At 68.5% G+C, this 17,895-nt stretch carries 18 protein-coding genes; 10 read left to right on the top strand and 8 right to left on the bottom strand.

The window, feature by feature from the left end:
- The first annotated feature begins 105 nt into the window (after window positions 1-105).
- From ACGFIF_RS11585 to ACGFIF_RS11575, 3 genes are all read left to right on the top strand, one after another.
- A complete protein-coding gene (locus ACGFIF_RS11585; protein WP_393154171.1) occupies window positions 106-1,332 on the top strand; it encodes a DUF4032 domain-containing protein in 1,227 nt (408 codons plus the stop codon).
- A gap of 126 nt (window positions 1,333-1,458) precedes the next feature.
- Window positions 1,459-1,956 carry a SigE family RNA polymerase sigma factor gene (locus tag ACGFIF_RS11580; RefSeq protein WP_393154169.1) on the top strand — a complete coding sequence of 166 codons (498 nt, stop codon included), beginning with the start codon at window positions 1,459-1,461 and terminating at the stop codon, window positions 1,954-1,956.
- Window positions 1,956-3,005, top strand: a complete 1,050-nt coding sequence (locus ACGFIF_RS11575) for a hypothetical protein (protein ID WP_393154167.1) — start codon at window positions 1,956-1,958, stop codon at window positions 3,003-3,005. Before ACGFIF_RS11580 ends, ACGFIF_RS11575 begins: the two co-directional genes overlap by 1 nt.
- Before the next feature lie 62 nt (window positions 3,006-3,067).
- Here the strand turns inward: ACGFIF_RS11575 and ACGFIF_RS11570 are convergent, their stop codons facing one another.
- The 6 genes from ACGFIF_RS11570 to ACGFIF_RS11545 form a co-directional block, all read right to left on the bottom strand.
- Window positions 3,068-3,469 (bottom strand): type II toxin-antitoxin system VapC family toxin, encoded by a 402-nt coding sequence (locus ACGFIF_RS11570; RefSeq protein ID WP_393154165.1) that lies wholly within the window; start codon window positions 3,467-3,469, stop codon window positions 3,068-3,070.
- Window positions 3,469-3,741 carry a type II toxin-antitoxin system Phd/YefM family antitoxin gene (locus tag ACGFIF_RS11565; protein ID WP_393154163.1) on the bottom strand — a complete coding sequence of 91 codons (273 nt, stop codon included), beginning with the start codon at window positions 3,739-3,741 and terminating at the stop codon, window positions 3,469-3,471. The genes ACGFIF_RS11570 and ACGFIF_RS11565 overlap by 1 nt, the downstream gene beginning before the upstream one ends.
- Window positions 3,742-3,941: 200 nt before the next feature.
- Window positions 3,942-4,763, bottom strand: a complete 822-nt coding sequence (locus ACGFIF_RS11560) for a carbohydrate ABC transporter permease (protein ID WP_393154161.1) — start codon at window positions 4,761-4,763, stop codon at window positions 3,942-3,944.
- A complete protein-coding gene (locus ACGFIF_RS11555; protein ID WP_393154159.1) occupies window positions 4,760-5,743 on the bottom strand; it encodes a carbohydrate ABC transporter permease in 984 nt (327 codons plus the stop codon). Before ACGFIF_RS11555 ends, ACGFIF_RS11560 begins: the two co-directional genes overlap by 4 nt.
- Window positions 5,740-7,104 carry an ABC transporter substrate-binding protein gene (locus ACGFIF_RS11550; RefSeq protein ID WP_393154157.1) on the bottom strand — a complete coding sequence of 455 codons (1,365 nt, stop codon included), beginning with the start codon at window positions 7,102-7,104 and terminating at the stop codon, window positions 5,740-5,742. Before ACGFIF_RS11550 ends, ACGFIF_RS11555 begins: the two co-directional genes overlap by 4 nt.
- 10 nt (window positions 7,105-7,114) lie before the next feature.
- Entirely contained in the window at window positions 7,115-7,900 is a 786-nt protein-coding gene (locus ACGFIF_RS11545) for an NAD-dependent epimerase/dehydratase family protein (RefSeq protein ID WP_393154155.1), read from the bottom strand.
- 145 nt (window positions 7,901-8,045) lie between these two features.
- On the opposite strand from ACGFIF_RS11545, the gene ACGFIF_RS11540 reads away from it, so the two are divergent.
- Genes ACGFIF_RS11540 through ACGFIF_RS11530 form a run of 3 tightly spaced genes read left to right on the top strand, consistent with a single transcriptional unit; the run spans window position 8,046 to window position 11,676 of the window.
- Window positions 8,046-9,278, top strand: coding sequence for an ROK family protein (locus ACGFIF_RS11540; RefSeq protein WP_393154153.1), 1,233 nt, complete (start codon window positions 8,046-8,048; stop codon window positions 9,276-9,278).
- Window positions 9,275-10,420, top strand: a complete 1,146-nt coding sequence (gene dgoD / locus ACGFIF_RS11535; RefSeq protein ID WP_393154151.1) for a galactonate dehydratase — start codon at window positions 9,275-9,277, stop codon at window positions 10,418-10,420. Before ACGFIF_RS11540 ends, dgoD begins: the two co-directional genes overlap by 4 nt.
- Window positions 10,414-11,676: an alpha-galactosidase gene (locus ACGFIF_RS11530; protein WP_393154149.1), complete on the top strand. Its 1,263-nt coding sequence runs from the start codon at window positions 10,414-10,416 to the stop codon at window positions 11,674-11,676. Before dgoD ends, ACGFIF_RS11530 begins: the two co-directional genes overlap by 7 nt.
- Here ACGFIF_RS11530 and ACGFIF_RS11525 read toward each other — a convergent pair.
- On the bottom strand, window positions 11,669-12,436 hold the full coding sequence (locus ACGFIF_RS11525; RefSeq protein ID WP_393154147.1) for an SDR family NAD(P)-dependent oxidoreductase: 768 nt from the start codon (window positions 12,434-12,436) through the stop codon (window positions 11,669-11,671). The two genes, ACGFIF_RS11530 and ACGFIF_RS11525, sit on opposite strands and share 8 nt — an antisense overlap.
- The gene (locus tag ACGFIF_RS11520; RefSeq protein ID WP_393154145.1) at window positions 12,436-13,584 is read right to left on the bottom strand and encodes an acyl-CoA dehydrogenase family protein; all 1,149 of its coding nucleotides are present in this window, start codon (window positions 13,582-13,584) and stop codon (window positions 12,436-12,438) included. The genes ACGFIF_RS11525 and ACGFIF_RS11520 overlap by 1 nt, the downstream gene beginning before the upstream one ends.
- 85 nt (window positions 13,585-13,669) lie before the next feature.
- Between ACGFIF_RS11520 and ACGFIF_RS11515 the strand changes: the two genes are divergently transcribed.
- From ACGFIF_RS11515 to ACGFIF_RS11500, 4 genes are all read left to right on the top strand, one after another.
- Window positions 13,670-14,254 (top strand): TetR/AcrR family transcriptional regulator, encoded by a 585-nt coding sequence (locus ACGFIF_RS11515; protein WP_393154143.1) that lies wholly within the window; start codon window positions 13,670-13,672, stop codon window positions 14,252-14,254.
- 17 nt (window positions 14,255-14,271) lie between these two features.
- Window positions 14,272-15,939 (top strand): alkaline phosphatase D family protein, encoded by a 1,668-nt coding sequence (locus ACGFIF_RS11510; RefSeq protein ID WP_393154141.1) that lies wholly within the window; start codon window positions 14,272-14,274, stop codon window positions 15,937-15,939.
- Window positions 15,940-15,987: 48 nt separating this feature from the next.
- The gene (locus ACGFIF_RS11505) at window positions 15,988-16,866 is read left to right on the top strand and encodes a S1 family peptidase (RefSeq protein ID WP_393154139.1); all 879 of its coding nucleotides are present in this window, start codon (window positions 15,988-15,990) and stop codon (window positions 16,864-16,866) included.
- 128 nt (window positions 16,867-16,994) lie between these two features.
- A complete protein-coding gene (locus ACGFIF_RS11500) occupies window positions 16,995-17,879 on the top strand; it encodes a S1 family peptidase (protein ID WP_393154137.1) in 885 nt (294 codons plus the stop codon).
- The last annotated feature ends 16 nt before the right edge of the window (window positions 17,880-17,895 follow it).

Here is a 17,895-nt window from a genome sequence, read left to right as displayed (position 1 = left end):
CCTGATAGCGCAAGTTCTTGCAACCACTTGCGTTGATTGTTTCGCGAGGTGGACCCGCTGCCTGAGACCTCAGGTTGTGGCGGAAATCCTGACAGACTGGTGCTCGTGCCCCGATTCGTCGCCACCCGCCCGGACACCGGTCTGCTGTCGCTTCCGTGGGATGTCCCGCTGGAGGACTGGCCCGAGGACCAACTGGTCGCGCTGCCGCGCGGTATTTCGCGGCACGTGGTCCGGTTCGTCCGGGTCAACGGCACCGTCTACGCGATCAAAGAGGTGCTCGAGCACCTGGCCCTGCACGAGTACCGGCTCCTGCGCGACCTGGAACGGCTGGAATCGCCCTCGGTCGAACCCGTCGGCGTGATCACCGACCGCATCGACCGCAACGGTGAGCCGATCGACTCGATCCTGATCACCAAGCACCTGCAGTTCTCGCTCCCCTACCGCGCGCTGTTCTCCAGCACACTGCGCCCGGACACGGTCAACCGGCTGATCGACGCGCTGGTCGCGCTGATCGTTCGGCTGCACCTGCTCGGCTTCTTCTGGGGCGACTGCTCGCTGTCCAACACGTTGTTCCGGCGGGACGCCGGCGCCTTCGCGGCGTACCTGGTGGATGCCGAGACCGGTGAGCTGCACCAGGAGATCTCCGACGGGCAGCGCGCGCACGATCTCTACACCGCGGAGATCAACCTGTTCGGCGAACTGCTCGACCTGCAGGAGGGCGGGCTGCTCGACCCGGACATCGACCCGCAGGAGACGGTCCAGTCGATCAACGACCGGTACGACGCGCTGTGGGCCGAGCTGACCGCGCCGGAGGAGTTCGCCACCGACGAGATGCACCGGCTGGACTCGCGGATCCGGCGGCTGAACGAACTCGGCTTCGACGTCGCCGAGATCGACATCATCACCGACTGGGACGGCAGCCAGGTCCGGATCCAGCCGAAGGTCGTGGACGCCGGGCACCACTCGCGCCGCCTGCTCCGGCTGACCGGACTGGACGTCGAGGAGAACCAGGCCCGCCGGCTGCTGAACGACCTCGACTCGTTCGCCGCCTCCACCGACCAGCAGAACGAGGACGAGGAGATCGTCGCGCACCAGTGGCTGACCGAGGTGTTCGAGCCGGTCGTCCGCGCGGTCCCGCGCGACCTGAAGCGCAAGCTGGAGCCGGCCGAGGTCTTCCACGAGGTCCTCGAGCACCGCTGGTTCCTGTCCGAGCAGGCCGGCCACGAGGTCGACACGATGGAGGCCGCCCGCTCCTACGTCGGCGACGTCCTCGCCGCCAAACCCGACGAAAAGCTGGCCCTGCCAACCCCCACCATCGCCGAACCGGAGTAGCCCCCAGCGCAACGCGGTCGACAGCCACCGGGCCGGGCGTCAGCACTCGTCGCCTGCCTGCCGCGCGCGGCGGAGTGCATGCAACGTTCGGCCTGCCCCGGGCGTGGTTAGGGGTGGGAGGTGGCGATGGAGCGGCCGGAATTCGATACGTGGGTGGGGCAGCGCGGTGCGGCGCTGCTGCGGTTCGCGTATCTGATCACGCGTGACCACAGCCGTGCCGAGGAGGCTGTGCAGGACGCGTTGGTGGCGGCGTACTCACGCTGGGCGCGGATCTGCCGGGACGGAGATCCCGAGTCCTACGTACGGCGGTCGATCGTCAACGCGGACATCTCGCGGTGGCGACGGTTCTTCCGTCGCGAGAGCCCGACCGCGGATCCGTTCGTACACTCGCCGAGCCCGGATCATGCGGTCGCTCAAGCGGAGCAGGACGCGGTCTGGGCGTTGTGCGCGACGTTGCCGGCCAAGCAGCGGGCGGCCGTCGTACTGCGGTACTACGAAGACCTGCCCGATGCTGAGATCGCCCTGATCCTCGAATGCAGTCCAGCGACCGTCCGGTCGCAGATCCACCGTGCGCTGGCCAGCCTGCGTACCACTCTCACCACCGCCGAGGAGGTCAACCGCTGATGGACGCCCACGAGAAGCTGATCGTGACGAGCTTGTCGAAGCACGCGACGGAGGCGCCGTCGGACGACGACCTGCTGGCCGCGGTTCACCACCGTCTCCAGCGTCGCCGGACCGGTCGCACGATCGGGGCCGCCGTACTGGCGTGCGCTGTGGTCGCGACGGCGATCACCGCGACGCACTCGATCACAAGCGAACTCCGAACCGACCCCGAGGTCGCTCGACCGGGTGCACCAGATGCCGGCTGGCGTTGGGAGTCGTACAAGACGGTGCAGGTCCAGGTACCGGTGGACTGGACGCAGTACGTCTCCGGTCCGGCGCCGTGTACGGCGATCCAGTCGGGCTCGTCGCCGGCCAAGCCAGTCATCGGGCGGTTCAACGGTTGGCTCGGCCCCTCGAGCTATGTCTGCGAGGACGCCGTCATCCCGGCCGACCAACGGCTGCAGTACCTGTGGTTCAACGACGTCCAGGTTCCAGGCATCAAGCAGTACGACGCCGGATGGACCGAAGAGACTCGGCTCGTCGCCGGGGTGAAGATCAGCGTGCTGACACAGGACGACGCACTCCGCCGCCGCATCCTCGACTCGGCCCGCCCGATCATCACCACCGACTACTACAGCTGCCCCCCAACGGACTCCGGTCCCCGCGGATCCGGCCTCGACTCCAACGACACCATCAGCTCAGCAAGCATCTGCGAGTACTGGCAGAACACCCTGGTCGCCGGATCAATACTGAACGGCGCCCCTGCCGCCAAGCTGGCCCAACACCTCGCCACCTCACCGGCAGGCGCACCGGCCGAGTGGAGCAAGGGTTGCAGCCAACCCGACCAGCGCATCTTCGTCGTCACCCTGCACGGCCGCACCGAGTCCTACCCGGTCCGCATCACCATGGCCTACTGCTACGCCGACCACACCTTCCCCACCGACGACGGCAACACCCAACGCCGCACCGGCTACGAAACCTTGGACCTCATCCGCCAAGGCCCCCACAAACAACACCAACCCAGCGACCTCTTCGACCCAGCCGGACCGCTCACCCCATCCCCACGCTGACCTTTGTTGCCTCACGCCAAGAACCGGGCCGTGATTCAGTTCTGGGGGTGCCTGGCTTGCGGTCAGTTCAGGCCGGGGCTGACGGTGGGGAGGCCTATTGCGTTGGCGGTGGCTAGTAGGCGGCGATCGTAGGTGACGAAGGCGGTTAGGTCGTCGCCTAATACGGCGTCTGCGGTGGCGAGGTGAATCGCGTCGAGCGAGCGGATCAACGGATCCTGGTAGGCGGCCGCGGTGGTCCGCACCGTCTCGTCGACGTCGTAGACGGAGATCTGAGCCAGGACTGAGGGTGCGGCAGTAAGTAACGCCGGCTCGGTCCGCCGGAGAGCTCGAGGTAGCTCCACCTCCACCAGTGCAGACGAGACGAAGGTCCGATCGACCTGCTCATTGAGCCAGTCGACGAGCTCGTCCGACGCAGTCTCCCGCCGGACGAGCTTCACCAACGCCGCTGTGTCCAGATAGATCATCAGTAGCGTTCCTCGTCGCGCATCTGCTCGAGGAGCGCACCAGCCTCAGAGTCGGTCCGCACCTCCCCCTTCGGGTGCGAGAAGGGCCTCGTCAGCCGGGCCGGCCGAAACCTTCCGGTAGCGAGCAAATGAGCCGTCGGCGAAGGTTGGGCAGGGACCAGGCGGGCGACGACGACACCGCGCTCGGTGATGTCGATCTCCTCGCCGTGCTTCACCCGAGCCAGCACCCGGGCCGTTTCCTGGTTCAACATCCGGATCGGAACCTCTGCCATCGCCACATCATAGTACATATTTGTCTGACACCATCCTTCCTGTTGTCGTCGCCAGGGAAGGTAGGGGTGTTCCGACCCGGATCAGACGTTGTCCACAGGGCTATTTCGCGCGGTACACGCGGACGTGACAGTGGTGGCGAGGCAGGCCGCAAGCGACAAGCCGGCCACACCGATCGACCAGGTCCGTAATCGTGTGCGCATCATTTGATTCCCGAGGTGGAGAAGCCGCTGACGAAGCGGCGTTGCATGAACATGAACAGGACCAGCACGGGCAGGACGTACATGACCGCGCCGGCCGCGACCAGGTTGTTCAGCGGCAGGCCCTTGTCGTTGACGTAGCCGGTCGCCATCGCCACCGCCAGCGTGGTGCTGTCCTGGCTGAGGAACATGGCCGGCCCGACGAAGTCGCCCCAGGCACCGGTGAAGGAGAGGATCACACTGGCCGCGATCACCGGCCACGACTGCGGCAGGAAGATCCGCCAGAAGATCCCGACGTACCCGCAGCCGTCGATGATGGCGGCCTCCTCCAGCTCCTTCGGGATGCCGGCGAAGAACTGCCGGAACAGGAAGATGAGGAACGCACTGCCGCCGAGACCCCAGGCCACCCACGGCCAGTAGGTGTTGACCATGTGCAGCTTGGCGAAGATCAGGTACGTCGGCACCAGCGTGACGATGCCGGGCAGCATCATCGTGGACAGCAGGATGACGAACAGCTGCTTCTTCCCCGGTGCGGTCAGCCGGGCGAACCCGAACCCGACCCAGGCCGAGCTGAGCGTGGTCAGGGTGGTGGTGATGAAGGCGATGGTGAGCGAGTTCTGCAGGGCGCCGACGAAGTTGACGCTGGTGACGGCCTCGGAGTAGTTCGCGAGCCGCGGCGCGGACGGCCACCAGGTGGGTGGGAACGACGCCATTTCGGCCGGCGACTTCAGCGAGGTCTGCACCAGCCAGTAGATCGGGCTGAGCATCACCAGTACGACGGCTAGCAACACGATGTAGAGCGCGTAGCGGTAGGACCTGGTCATCGCTTCCCCTCCGGCTCGACGGTGTAGAAGACCGTCTTGGCGCTGACCTTGATGATCACCAGGGTGACGAGCAGGATGACCGCGAACAGCATCCACAGCATCGCCGAGGCGTAGCCGAAGCGGGACGCGGAGAAGTACTGCGCGAACACGTGGATCATGTACATGTAGTTGCCCTGTGGCACCGCCCCGGCACCGCTGAGCGATCCCGAGGACAGCAGCAGCGGCGCGAACGACTGCAGCGAGCCGATCACCCCGGTGATCACCTGGAACAGGATCACCGGCGAGAGCAGCGGAATGGTGATCCTGATGAAGGACTGCCAGTACGACGCCCCGTCGACCTGAGCCGCTTCCTGCAGTTCACGCGGGATGTCCTGCAGCCCGGCCAGCGAAATGATCATCGCCCCGCCACAGCCCCACATCACCAGGCCGTACAGCACGTAGCGGGCGTTCGGATCGACCAGCCAGGTGATCGGATCCGCACCGAGGCTGCTCAGGATCCCGTTGGCCGCACCCGCGTCGCGGTCGAAGATCAACCGGAACGTCAGCGCCGCACCGACCGGCGGGACCACCGCCGGCAGGTAGATCAGCGCCCGGAACAGCCCGCGGGCCTTGATCGGCTGGTTCAGGATCACTGCGAGCAGCAGCCCGGCGAAGATCGACAGCGGCACCGTGACGAGGGTGAACACCCCGGTCTTCGCCAGCGAACTGATCGTCAGCGGGTCCTGGAAGATCTCGACGTAGTTGGCGAATCCGACGAAGTGGGTCTTCGGGGAGAGGCCGTCGGAGTCGGTCAGGCTGAGCCAGAACGCATAGCCCAGCGGGAACACGGTCAGTGCGACGAACCCGATGATCCACGGCGCGACGAACAGGTAGAAGGTCCGCGCCTTGCGCAGGCTCGGCGGCTTCTTCCTACCCCGGTCCGCCGGTTCCGCCGCGGCCGGCGCGGCGGGGCGTCGTACCTCGGTCAGCGCGGAGCTCACCGCAACCGCTTCTTTCCGTCCGCCAGTTGCGCGTTGAGCTGCGAGTTCAGCGTGTCGGCCAGCTGACCGGCCGAGACCGTCCCCTTGATTGCCTTGGGCAACTCACGGCCGATGACGGTGTTGATCGCGTCCAGCCGCACGTACGGCGTGAACGACATCACCGAGAAGTGCTCCTTCTCGGCCATCTGCACCTCGTAGGCCTGCTTCTGGTACGGCAGCTTCTGCGGCATCAGCTTCTGCAGCGACTTCAGCGGCGGGATCCCCCAGCCACCGGCCGCCCGCGCCTTGGCCGGGTCACCGGCCAGGAACCACTCCATCACCGCCCACGCCGCATCCTTGTTCTTGCTGGCCTTCGGGATCCACAGCCCAGTGCCGCCGAAGCACGGGCTGACCCGGCGGCCGGTGTCGAACTGCGGCGCCGGCGCGAAGCCGGCGACCTTGGCGGACTTGGCGTCGCCGGAGAACAGCCCGCCCAGCCAGTAGCCGCTCAGCGTGGCCGCCATCCTGCCGGCCTGGAACGTCGGACCGTCCCAGCCGTTCGGGTCGGGGTTGAGGACGGTCGGGCCGATGCCGGCCTTGGCGTACTCCAGATACCAGGTCAGTGCCCGCTGGGCTTCCGGGCTGCTGAAGTCGACCGACGCGAGATCGTCGGCTGTCAGCTTCCCGCCGGCCAGGTCGGTCAGCCACGTCAGCTGGGTGAACAGACCCAGCCCGTTCGGGTTGAGGCCGTAGACGCTGACCTTGGCGCCCTGCCGCTTCGTGAGCTTCTTGCCCTCCTCGAGCAGTTCGTCGAGCAGCAGCGGCGTGGTCGCACTCGGGCGGGCCACCTTCGCGGCGTCGAACAGCGCGCCGTTGTACCAGAGGGTGCAGTCCTGCGAGTAGTCCTTCGCGAACCCGTACCGCGGCCCGCTGCCCTGCTTCTCTCCGTCGTACCGCCAGACATCGTTGACCGGATCGATGTCGTCGGCCTTGATCAGCGTGCTCTTCTCGAAGTACGGATCGAGGTTCTCGGCCACCTGACGTGCAACCAGGTACGGCGTCTCGGTCGCACCCATCCCGCGGACGACGTCGGGTGGGTTGCCGCTGGCCAGCATCGCGGTCAGCTTGGTCAGGTCGTACTCGACCGTCTTGACGGTGAGGCCGAGCGCCTGTGCGGCCGCCTTGGCCTCCTTCGGGCCGAACTCACCCGACTGCGACATCACGGTCACAGTCCCCTTGGCCGTCGAGCCCGCGCTCGGCCCCGCGGCCGGTGTGTTGGTCGAGGACGCGGGCGAGCAACCGACCGCTAGGGCACCCCCGACGGCGGTACCCGAGAGGGCAAGGAACCGGCGGCGGGAGAGCCCTGGGTTCGTGGTGGTCATGTCAAACCTCTCATTCCGAAAGCTGTGAGTCGTCGAAGAGCCGGCAGACCGGGCCGGAGGAGGGGCCGGTCCGATCCGCCAGCAGCTCGCTGTCGTCCTCGGGCCGGTAGCCGAGCTCGTGCCGGGCCGAGGTGATGTCCCAGTGGTTGCGGGTGTTGGCGGACACTCCGAAATGCACGCCGTAGTGCTCCCGGGTGTTCAGCGCCGCCAGCACCAGCCGGCCGGCGTCGCCGTCGGACAGCCACTGGCCCAGATAGCGCCGCTCGGTCAGCGGCCAGCCGGTCAGGCCGAGCCGCAGGCAGGTGACCGAGGCGCCGGTCCGTGCCGCGTGCGTCCGGCCCAGTGCCTCCAGCACGACCTTGCCGAGGCCGTACGGGCAGCACGGACGGGGATCGAGCCGTGGATCGACCGGCCGGTACTGCGACCGGTTGTACTCGCCCACCACGTGCAGCGAGCTGGTCAGCACGATCTTCGGTACGGCGCGCGCCGCAGCCGCATCGAGCACACTCTGGGTCGGCCGGACGTTGGCGGCGTACACGCTGTCCCAGGTCTGCCACGGACTGCTGTTCGCGGCCAGGTGCAGGATCGCGTCAGCTCCCTCGAAGGCCTGGTACGCCTCATCGGGGTCGCCGATGTCGGCCTGCCGGACCTCGTCGCCGGATCCGGCCGGTGCGGACCGGTCGACGAGCCGGATTCGGTAGTGCTTCCGCAGTTGTGGCAGGACCACACCGGCCACCCGGCCCAGCCCGCCGGTGATCACCACCAGCGGTTCACGGTCGTTCCGCACAGCGCCCATGTCGTGCCATCCATGTCGCCCGGCCGGGATCGATACCCGAACTGTGTCCGGAATTGTTCGAGCACTTCCGGGTTTGTGTCAAGAGTCTGAACGCAGCATGTCAGTTTTGTTGACGCCGCCGTGACCAGGCGCCGATACTCGTCGGGTGGCTGCCAAGGACACCGGATCACTGCGAGCGCTGCGGCGCACCAACTCCGAACGGCTGCTCTCGAGCCTGATGGAGCACGGCGCGCTGCACCGCGCCGAGCTCGCGCGCATCTGCGGCCTGTCCCGGACGACCGTGTCGACGATCGTCGCGGACCTGATCATCGGCGGCGTCGTCATCGAGGCGGTCGGCGACCAGGTCGCACAGGCCGGGATCGACGCCTCGGAGGTGGACGGACGCGCCCGCGGCTTCCTGCAGGCGAACCCGGGGGCGGGCGCGGCGGCCGGCCTGGACTTCACCCTCGAGCGCGTCTGGGGCCACGTCACCGACCTGTCCGGTACGACGCTCGCCAGCGCCGGAGTCACCACGGCCCGGGACACCCCGTGGCAGGAGCGGCTGACAGCCGGCGTTGGCCTGCTCGACGACCTGCTCACCCAGGCCAGGCTCGATCGCGACGCACTCGTCGGCTGCGCGATCGGCGTACCAGGACCGATCGACCTGCAGACCGGGGTGGTCGGCCCGTCCCTGCCAGGTCAGGCGTGGGCGGGAGTGAACGTCTCGGCCGAGTTCGGCCGGCACCTCGCCGTACCGCTGCTGGTGGAGAACAACACCCGGCTCGAGGCGGTCGCCGAATTCACCTGGGGTGCGGGCCGGGGTGCCCGCGACGTCCTGTTCCTCGGGCTGTCCACCGGGATCGGGGCCGGATTGCTTGTCGACGGCAACCTTCATCACGGTGGTGCGCGCGGTGGCGGCGGCGAGGCCGGGCACATCTCGGCGGACCCGGCCGGCGATCCGTGCCCGTGTGGGAACCGCGGCTGCCTGGTGCAGTACGCGTCACTTCCTGCCGTCCTGAAGGCTTTGGGGCTGAACGAGATCGACGAGCTGCTCGCGTCGGCGAACGCCGGTGACCCGGACACCGTGCGCGTCCTGCGCGAGGCGGGTGAGGTGACCGGGCGGGTGCTCGCGAACATCTGCAACCTGCTCAACCCCGGCCTGATCATCATCGGCGGTGAGCTCGCCCGGACCGGCGACCTCATCCTGGAGCCGATCCGGGCCACCCTGCGCCGGTCCGCGATGGCACTCACCCGCGACGCCGAGGTGGTCGCCGCGGCGCTCGACCTCGGTGTCCGGGCCGGCGCGTCCGGCGCCGCCGCCCTGGTACTGCGGCAGACCGACCAACTCGTCGCCGCGCTGCTGGCCGGCGCGGAACTTCGACCGAATGAGGCAGTGTGAAGATCGTCGGGTACGAGACATTCCTGGTAGCACCGCGCTGGCAGTTCCTGCGCATCGACACCGACGAGGGCATCAGCGGCTGGGGTGAGCCGATCGTCGAAGGCCGGGCCGAAGCGGTCCAGGGTGCGGTGACCGCCCTGATGGAGTATCTGGTCGGCACCGATCCACTGCGGATCGAGGACCACTGGCAGACCCTGGCCAAGGGCGGCTTCTACCGCGGCGGTCCGGTGCTCTCGAGTGCGCTGGCCGGGATCGACCAGGCTCTCTGGGACATCAAGGGCCGCTACCACGAGACACCGGTGCACGAGTTGCTCGGCGGTCCCGTCCGCGAACGCATCCGCATCTACACCTGGGTCCACGGCCGCGACACCGCCGCGCTCGTCGACGACGCTCAAGCCAAGGTGGCCAAGGGTTTCTCGGCGATCAAGCTCAACCTGGCCGAGGCACTGCCGCCGATCCCGTCCGCCGCGCAGATCCGCGCGATGGTGGGCCGCGTCGCCGCCCTGCGCGACGCACTCGGTGACGAGATCGACATCGCACTCGATTTCCACGGCCGGTTCAGCATGGCGGCCACCCGGCAGATCCTGCCGTTGCTCGAGCCGCTGCTGCCGATGTTCGTCGAGGAGCCGGTCCTGCCCGAGTTCGCCCGGGACCTGCGCCGGATCACCGAGTCGACCAGCATCCCGATCGCGATCGGCGAACGCCTCTACTCCCGGTGGGACTTCCGCGACGTGCTCCCGGCCGGCATCGCCGTCGCCCAGCCGGACATCTCGCACGCGGGCGGCATCTCCGAGGTGCGCCGGATCGCCGCGATGGCCGAGGCGTACGACGTGGCCGTCGCGCCGCACTGTCCGTTGGGGCCGATCACGCTGGCCGCGAGCCTGCAGATCGACCTGGCCATACCGAACTTCCTGATCCAGGAGCAGAGCCTCGGCATCGAGTACGGCGGCGGCAGCGCCCTGCTCGACTACCTGGTCGACCCGCAGGTGTTCAACTTCGTGGACGGCCACATCGAGCGGCTCGCCGGTCCCGGCCTCGGCATCGAGGTCAACGAGGACGCCGTCTGCGCGGCCGCGGCCGAGGGCCACACCTGGAGATCCCCGGTACTGCGCCACTCCGACGGCTCCTTCGCCGAATGGTGACCCGCGCGCAGACCCCGCCGATGGGGTGGAACAGCTGGGACTGTTTCGGTACGACGGTCACCGAGGCCGAGACCCTCGCAAACGCGCAGGTGATGCACGACAGGCTGCTCGCGTCCGGCTGGGACACGATCGTCGTGGACATCGCGTGGTACGACCCGACCGCCCGGTCGCACGGCTACAACGCCGATGCGCCGATCATCCTGGACGATCACGGCCGCCAGTTGCCGGCGCCCAACCGCTTCCCCTCGGCGGTCGACGGCGCCGGCTTCGGCCCGCTCGCGGCGAAGGTGCACGACCTCGGGCTGAAGTTCGGGCTGCACATCATGCGCGGCATCCCGCGGCGCGCGGTCGAGCTCGATCTGCCGGTGTTCGGCACCGATTGGACCGCGCGGGAGATCGCCGACGCGGAGAACGTCTGCGGCTGGAACCCGGACAACCTGGGGCTGAACCACGACCACTCCGGCGCCCAGGCGTACTACGACGCACAGGTGGCCCAGTTCGCCGCCTGGGGTGTCGACTTCATCAAGGCCGACGACATGCTGGCGCCGTACCACGATCGCGAGATCGCGGCGTACGCGCGAGCGATCGAGCGCAGCGGCCGGGACATCGTGCTGTCGCTGTCACCGGGTACGCACCTGTCGACACACCATCTCGACCATCTGCGCGCCAACGCGCAGATGTGGCGCATCTCCGACGACCTGTGGGATCGCTGGGAGGACGTGCACGCGCAGTTCGCCCGGCTGGCCCGATGGGCGCCGTTCCAGCAGCCCGGCGGGTGGGCGGACGCCGACATGCTCCCGCTCGGGCACATCGGGATCCGGGCGGAGCGCGGTGACGACCGGTCCAGTCGCCTGACGATGGACGAGCAGAAGACGCTGCTGACGTTGTGGGCGATGGGACGGTCACCCCTGATGATGGGTGGCGACCTCCCAACCACCGACGCCGCAACCCTCGACCTACTGGCCAACCCCGCCCTGTCCGAGCTGCTGCGCTCGTCCCACGACGGCCGCGAGATCACCCGCGAGCCGACAGACGACGGCGAACTGATCGTGTGGACGGCCCGATCGCAGGAGTCCACCTACGTGGCGATCTTCTGGACCGGCGCCTCCGCGCGGAAGGTGTCCGTGCCGCTGGCGTCAGTCGGTGCCGGCGCCTCGGCAGCGCATGACCTGTGGGACGGCACAGCTCAGGACGCGAGCGACCAGCTCGAGTACGACGTACCAGCGCATGGTGTGCGCTGGTTGCGTCTTACCTAGGTGGCATCCGGAGGGCGCCGTCGAGGCGGATTACTTCGCCGTTGAGGAGTTGGTTGTCGATGACGTGGGCGACGAGGGCGGCGTACTCGGAAGGGCGGCCGAGGCGGGACGGGTGCGGGACCTGCTGCTCGAGGACTGTGCGGGTCTCTTCCGGGAGGCCCGCCAGCATCGGGGTCTCCATGGTGCCCGGGGCGATGGTGACGACCCGGACGCCCTTGTCCGCAAGGTCGCGGGCCGCGGTCAGGGTGAGGCCGACGATACCGCCCTTGCTGGCCGCGTACGCCGCCTGCCCGACCTGACCGTCGTACGCCGCGATGGACGCGGTCATCACCACGACGCCGCGGTCACCGTCGTCGACGGCCGGCTGGGCGATCATCCGCTCGGCGGCCAGCCGGAGCACGTTGAAGGTGCCGATCAGGTTGACCTCGACCACCTGCCGGAAGGTTGCCAGCGGCAACGGACCCTTGCGGCCGACGACCCGGCCCGGCGTGGCGATGCCCGCGCAGGTGACGACCACGCGCAGGGTCCCGAGCGATTCGGCCGCGTCCAGCGCGGCGGTCACCGCGGTCTCGTCGGTGACATCGGCCGGTGCGAAGACGACCCGGTCGCCCAGCTCGTCGGCGACCGCCTTGCCGGCCGAGGAGGGCAGGTCGACGATCACGACCCCGATCCCCTCCGCGGCCAACCGCCGTACCGTCGCCTCTCCGAGCCCGGAACCGCCACCGGTGACCAGGGCTACGTCGGACCGGCCAAGCTTCATCAAACGCTCCTCAAGAGATCACGGCTGATGACGAGCCGCTGGATCTGGTTGGTTCCTTCGAAGATCTGGGTGACCTTGGCCTCGCGCATGTACCGCTCGGCCGGGAACTCGCGGGTGTAACCGTACCCACCGAGCACCTGGACGGCGTCGGTGCTGACCTTCATCGCGGCGTCGGTGCAGACCAGCTTGGCGATCGCCGCCTGCTGGGTGAACGGCCGGCCGAGGTCGCGCCGGCGGGCGGCCTGCAGGTACGTCGACCGGGCCGACTCGACCGCGGCGGCCATGTCGGCGAGCAGGAACTGGACACCCTGGAAGTCGGCGATCGCGTGCCCGAACTGCTGCCGCTCCAGCGCGTACGACGCGGCGACCTCGAGCGCGGCCTGAGCCAGGCCGGTCGCACACGCGGCGATCCCGAGCCGACCGGAGTCCAGGGCGGACAGCGCGATCCGCATGCCCTGCCCCTCGGCGCCGATCAGGTTCCCCGCCGGGACCCGGACGCGGTCGTAGTTGACCAGCGTCGTGGTCGATCCGGTCAGGCCCATCTTGCGCTCGGGCGCACCGAAGCTGAGGCCCTCCGACGTGCCCGGCACGTGGAAGGCGGAGATGCCGTGTTTCGGGTCGTCCGACGTCCGCGCGAAGGTGGTGTAGAAGTCGGCGTGCGAGCCGTGGCTGATCCACGCCTTGGTCCCGGTCAGGACGTACTCGTCACCGTCGCGGACCGCCTTCGTGGTCATCGCGCTGATGTCGGAACCGGCCTGCGGCTCGGACAGCGCGTAGGCGCCGAGCTGCTCGCCGCCGACCATGTCGGGCAGCAGCCGGGCCCGCTGCTCCTCCGTGCCGAAGGTGGCGACGGCATAGCTGGTCATGGTGTGGACCGACACCCCCACGCCGACCGACATCCAGGCGGCGGCGACCTCCTCCAGCATCTGGAGGTACACCTCGTACGGCTGCTCGGCGCCGCCGTACTGCTCCGGGTAGGGCAGGCCGAGCAGGCCCGCCTTGCCGAGCGTGCGGAACGCGTCCCGCGGGAACGTCTCGCTCTCCTCGGCCTGAGCGGCGTACGGCGCCAGCTCGTGCGTGCACAGGTCGCGCACCAGAGCCAGCAGATCGGTTGATTCCTCAGTCGGCAGCAGACGATCGACAGCCATCAGGCACCCCTCTCAACGGCTGTTGGAATGATACTACGAGCGATACTGAGGACTATACTTCAGTATCGTTCTATGCTGTCTCGATATGACGACAGTCGTTCCGGGGCGCCGTACCCGCAGGCAGTCCGAGCTGCTCGACCGGCTCCTGTCCCTGTTTCTCACACAGGGCTTCAGCCGGTTCACCCTGGACGACCTGGCCGCCGAGCTGCGCTGTAGCAAGACGACCCTGTACGCGCTGGCGCCGAGCAAGGAGCAGCTCGCCGTCGAGGTGGTGAAGCACTACTTCAAGAATGCCACCGCCGAGGTGGAGTCCGCGGTCGCCCGGCAGACCCGGCACGACCGGCGGATCGCGGCGTACCTGAACGCGGTCGCGGACGCGCTCCGGCCGGCCAGCCGGACCTTCCTGGACGACGTGGCCCGGTTCGCGCCGGCCCGCTCGGTCTACGAGCGGAACACCCGGATCGCGGCCGACCGGGTCCGGACCCTGATCGAGGACGGCATCAACAACAAGGCGTTCCGGCCGGTCGACATCGCGTTCGCGGCCGAGATGATCGCGCACACCATGCAGGCGATCCAGCGCGGCGACATCGCCCGCCGGACCGGCCTGAACGACGCGGAGGCCTACCGGGAGCTGGCTTCTTTCGTCCTCCACTCCCTCCGGTTGGACTGAGCTTGTAGCTTTTCGGGATGGAACTCAGGCTGGGGCCGCTGCTGCGGTACGTCGACGAGACTCGGGCCACCGTCTGGGTCGAGACCAGCACGCCCTGCGACGTCGAGGTGCTCGGCCACCACGCCCGCACCTGGTCGGTGCACGGGCACCACTACGCGCTGGTCCGGATCGAGGGGCTCGCTCCCGACAGCGCCACGCCGTACGAAGTACACCTGGACGGCCGGAAAGCCTGGCCCCTGGACAATGACTTCGGCCCCAGTGTGATCCGGACGCCACGGGCGGACGGGACCTTCCGGCTGACGTTCGGATCGTGCCGGCGGTCGGCGCCGTTCGACGCGAAGGGGTTCAAGGAGTTCGGCCCGGACGCACTGGTCGCGCTCGCCGAGCGGATGGCGGCCGGCACCGACGCACCACCGGACGCGGTCCTGCTCCTGGGCGACCAGGTGTACGCCGACGACCCGTCGGACGCCGTCCTCGAGAAGCTCCGGGAGGCGCACGGTGGCCGGCAGGGGTCCGAGGTGGCCGACGAGATCGGCAACTTCGAGGAGTACACCTGGCTGTACGACGACTCGTGGCTGACGCCGGCCGTGCGGTGGCTGTTCTCCACGGTGCCGCTGTGCATGCTGCTCGACGACCACGACCTGCGCGACGACTGGAACACCTCGCTGACCTGGCGTCGCTGGGTCACCTCGCAGCCGTGGTGGCATGACCGGGTCGTCGGCGCCTACGCGTCGTACTGGGTCTATCAGCACGTCGGCAACCTGTCGCCTGAGCAGCTCGACCAGGATGCGACGTACCGGGCGATGCTCACGATCGAGGACGACGACGAGCGGACGGCGTACCTCGACAGCGTCGCGTGGACGGCGGACGAGGATCCAGCCTCGACCCGGTGGAGCTTCTACCGCGACTTCGGCGCGGCGTCCCGCGGGGTCCGGCTGGTCGCGGTCGACTCACGCTGCTCACGGCATCTCGACCCGGACGAGCGGGCGATGGTCGACGCGCACGAGTGGGAGTGGGTCCGGCGGCACACCGTCGAGGCGTCCCGCCCGATCCGCCATCTGCTGCTCGCGTCGACACTGCCGTTCCTGCTCGCACCCGGGCTGCATCACCTGGAGGGGTGGGACGAGGCGATCTCGTCCGGCGCCTGGGGACGGCGTGGCTCGCGGATCGGCGAGAGGATCCGGCAGGGCATGGATCTGGAGCACTGGGCCTCGTTCCGCAAGTCGCTCGACGACGTGACCGACCTGCTCGCCGAGGTGGTCGGCGGCGAGGATCCGCCGGCGTCGATCCTGATGCTGTCCGGCGACGTGCACTGCAGCTACCTCGCCGAGGCACACCTCGCGGCCGTCGAGCACCCCGGTACGGCGATCCGCCAGCTCACCATGTCGCCGTTCCGGAACCCGGTGCCGCGACACATCCAATGGGCGAATCACCTGCTGGACAAGCGCTGGATGACGACACTGCTGCACAAACTCGCGCGGTCGGCCGGCGTCCGGGATGTGGCCGCGGACTGGCGGATCGCGCACGGGCCGTGGTTCGCCAACGGTGCGATGACGGTGACGTTGTCGGGCGAGGACTGGGGGGTGGAGGTCGACCATGCCGAACTGCGCGGCGAGCGGCAGCTGCTCGAGCGGACGTTGACCTACGGACGCTTAGACTCGCCATCCAAGCGCTTGATGTCCTGAAGCTGCCACGGCCCGTTCGCCCGCGGCTCGTTACGGAAGGCTTATGACATGCGATCTTCCACCCTCCTACGTACGGCGGCGATCGTCGCCGCGACTGCTTTGTCACTGGCCGCGCTGCCGCCGGCGCAGGCCGACCCGGTCAAGCCGCCCCGGCTGTCCGCGGCCGCCATCACGTCCACCCTCAACGATGAGGTCAACACCCCCGGGACCGCGTGGATGACGCGGCCGGACGGCAAGGTCCTGGTCTCCTACGACTCCACCGTCACCGGTGGGAAGCTCACCGCCCTGACCAACGTCACCAAGAAGCTCGGCGAGAACGTCGTCGTCGAGAAGCTGCCCGGCAAGCTGACCAAGTACGTCAGCGGCGGCACCGGCATCTGGGGCGGCGAGGTCAAGTGCTCGGCCGGCTTCAACGTCCAGCGGAAGGGCAAGTACTACCTGCTGACCGCCGGGCACTGCGGCAACGAGGCCACGACCTGGTACCAGGACGACGACCACGACCTCTACCTCGGCAAGCTGCACCACTCCAGTTACCCGTGGAACGACTACGCCCTGATCATCTACCCCACCGTCATCCGTCCGCCGGGCGGCAGCGTGTACCTCTACAACGGCCGCTCGCAGGACATCACCACGGCGATGAACCCCGGCATCGGCCAGTACGTGTACCGCGCCGGCATCACCACCGGTCTGCACAGCGGCCGCGTCACCGGTCTGAACGCCACCGTCAACTACGGCGACGGCCGGGTCGCGGGTCTGATCCGGACCAGCGTCTGCGCCGAGCCCGGCGACTCCGGCGGCCCGCTGTTCTACCGGCACTGGGCCTTCGGCCTGACCTCCGGCGGCTCCGGCGACTGCGACTCCGGCGGCGTGACCTACTTCCAGCCAGTAGTCGAGGCCCTCAACGCGTACGGCGTGTCGGTCTACTGAGTGCAGGATTACCCTCACTCTCCGAATTCACCTGAATACTCAGGGGCTCAGTGGGGTACGAGTGGACACGGTTGAAGTCAAGGACGCACCCGCCCCGAGCGCGTCCTCATCGTGAGGAGGCTGAAACCGTGAAATTTCCGCCCATTCGCCGTACCGCCGCGATCCTGGCAGCTGCCGGGCTGACCGCCGCGGGTCTGCTCTCCACGCAGGCCTCGGCGGCCCCGGTCGACCCATCCGCCCTGTCCGCGACGGCCATCACCGCGACCTTGTCCAAGGACGCATCCATCCCGGGCACCGCCTGGCAGACCAACCCGGACGGCCGGATCATCGTCTCGTACGACGACACGGTCACCGGTGGGAAGCTGACGGCGCTCACCAGTGTCACCAAGCAGTTCGGTGACCGGGTCACGCTGGAGAAGATGTCCGGCAAGCTGTCGAAGCTCATCCGCGGCGGTGACGCCATCTACGGCGGGCAGTACCGCTGCTCGCTCGGCTTCAACGTCCGCAGCGGCAGCACGTACTACTTCCTGACCGCCGGTCACTGCACCAACATCGCGTCCAGTTGGTACGCGAACTCCAGCAAGACGACCCTGCTCGGCACCCGCTACGGGACGAGCTTCCCGGGCAACGACTACGGGATCGTCCGGTACAGCACGTCGTACACGAACCACCCCGGCAACGTGAACCTCTACAACGGATCGACGCAGGACATCACCTCGGCCGGGAACGCGTTCGTCGGCCAGGCGGTCAAGCGCAGCGGTAGCACCACCGGTCTGCGCAGCGGTTCGGTCACCGGTACCAACGCCACGGTGAACTACGCCGAGGGCACGGTCACCGGCCTGATCCGGACCAACGTCTGCGCCGAGGGCGGCGACTCCGGCGGTGCGCTGTTCGCCGGCACCGTGGCCCTGGGTCTGACCTCCGGCGGTTCCGGCAACTGCTCCTCCGGCGGCACGACCTACTTCCAGCCCGTCACCGAAGTTCTGTCCCGCTACGGCGTCAGCGTCTACTGACCCAACGCAGACGACG

Origin of the sequence: Kribbella sp. NPDC049174, from assembly GCF_043197365.1 — a bacterium.
Taxonomy (GTDB): domain Bacteria; phylum Actinomycetota; class Actinomycetes; order Propionibacteriales; family Kribbellaceae; genus Kribbella.
The sequence above is the reverse complement of the archived record's forward strand: the minus strand, read 5'-3'. Positions and strand labels throughout refer to the sequence as shown.

What these genes read in the sequence shown, in the direction of transcription:
- ACGFIF_RS11510 (WP_393154141.1), top strand. Translation starts at nt 14,272, where the DNA reads ATGGAACTCAGGCTGGGGCCGCTGCTGCGGTACGTCGACGAGACTCGG.
- ACGFIF_RS11545 (WP_393154155.1), bottom strand. Translation starts at nt 7,900, where the DNA reads ATGGGCGCTGTGCGGAACGACCGTGAACCGCTGGTGGTGATCACCGGC.
- ACGFIF_RS11570 (WP_393154165.1), bottom strand. Translation starts at nt 3,469, where the DNA reads ATGATCTATCTGGACACAGCGGCGTTGGTGAAGCTCGTCCGGCGGGAG.
- ACGFIF_RS11525 (WP_393154147.1), bottom strand. Translation starts at nt 12,436, where the DNA reads ATGAAGCTTGGCCGGTCCGACGTAGCCCTGGTCACCGGTGGCGGTTCC.
- ACGFIF_RS11530 (WP_393154149.1), top strand. Translation starts at nt 10,414, where the DNA reads ATGGTGACCCGCGCGCAGACCCCGCCGATGGGGTGGAACAGCTGGGAC.
- ACGFIF_RS11550 (WP_393154157.1), bottom strand. Translation starts at nt 7,104, where the DNA reads ATGACCACCACGAACCCAGGGCTCTCCCGCCGCCGGTTCCTTGCCCTC.
- ACGFIF_RS11580 (WP_393154169.1), top strand. Translation starts at nt 1,459, where the DNA reads ATGGAGCGGCCGGAATTCGATACGTGGGTGGGGCAGCGCGGTGCGGCG.
- ACGFIF_RS11505 (WP_393154139.1), top strand. Translation starts at nt 15,988, where the DNA reads ATGCGATCTTCCACCCTCCTACGTACGGCGGCGATCGTCGCCGCGACT.
- ACGFIF_RS11560 (WP_393154161.1), bottom strand. Translation starts at nt 4,763, where the DNA reads ATGACCAGGTCCTACCGCTACGCGCTCTACATCGTGTTGCTAGCCGTC.
- ACGFIF_RS11565 (WP_393154163.1), bottom strand. Translation starts at nt 3,741, where the DNA reads ATGGCAGAGGTTCCGATCCGGATGTTGAACCAGGAAACGGCCCGGGTG.
- ACGFIF_RS11520 (WP_393154145.1), bottom strand. Translation starts at nt 13,584, where the DNA reads ATGGCTGTCGATCGTCTGCTGCCGACTGAGGAATCAACCGATCTGCTG.
- ACGFIF_RS11515 (WP_393154143.1), top strand. Translation starts at nt 13,670, where the DNA reads ATGACGACAGTCGTTCCGGGGCGCCGTACCCGCAGGCAGTCCGAGCTG.
- ACGFIF_RS11575 (WP_393154167.1), top strand. Translation starts at nt 1,956, where the DNA reads ATGGACGCCCACGAGAAGCTGATCGTGACGAGCTTGTCGAAGCACGCG.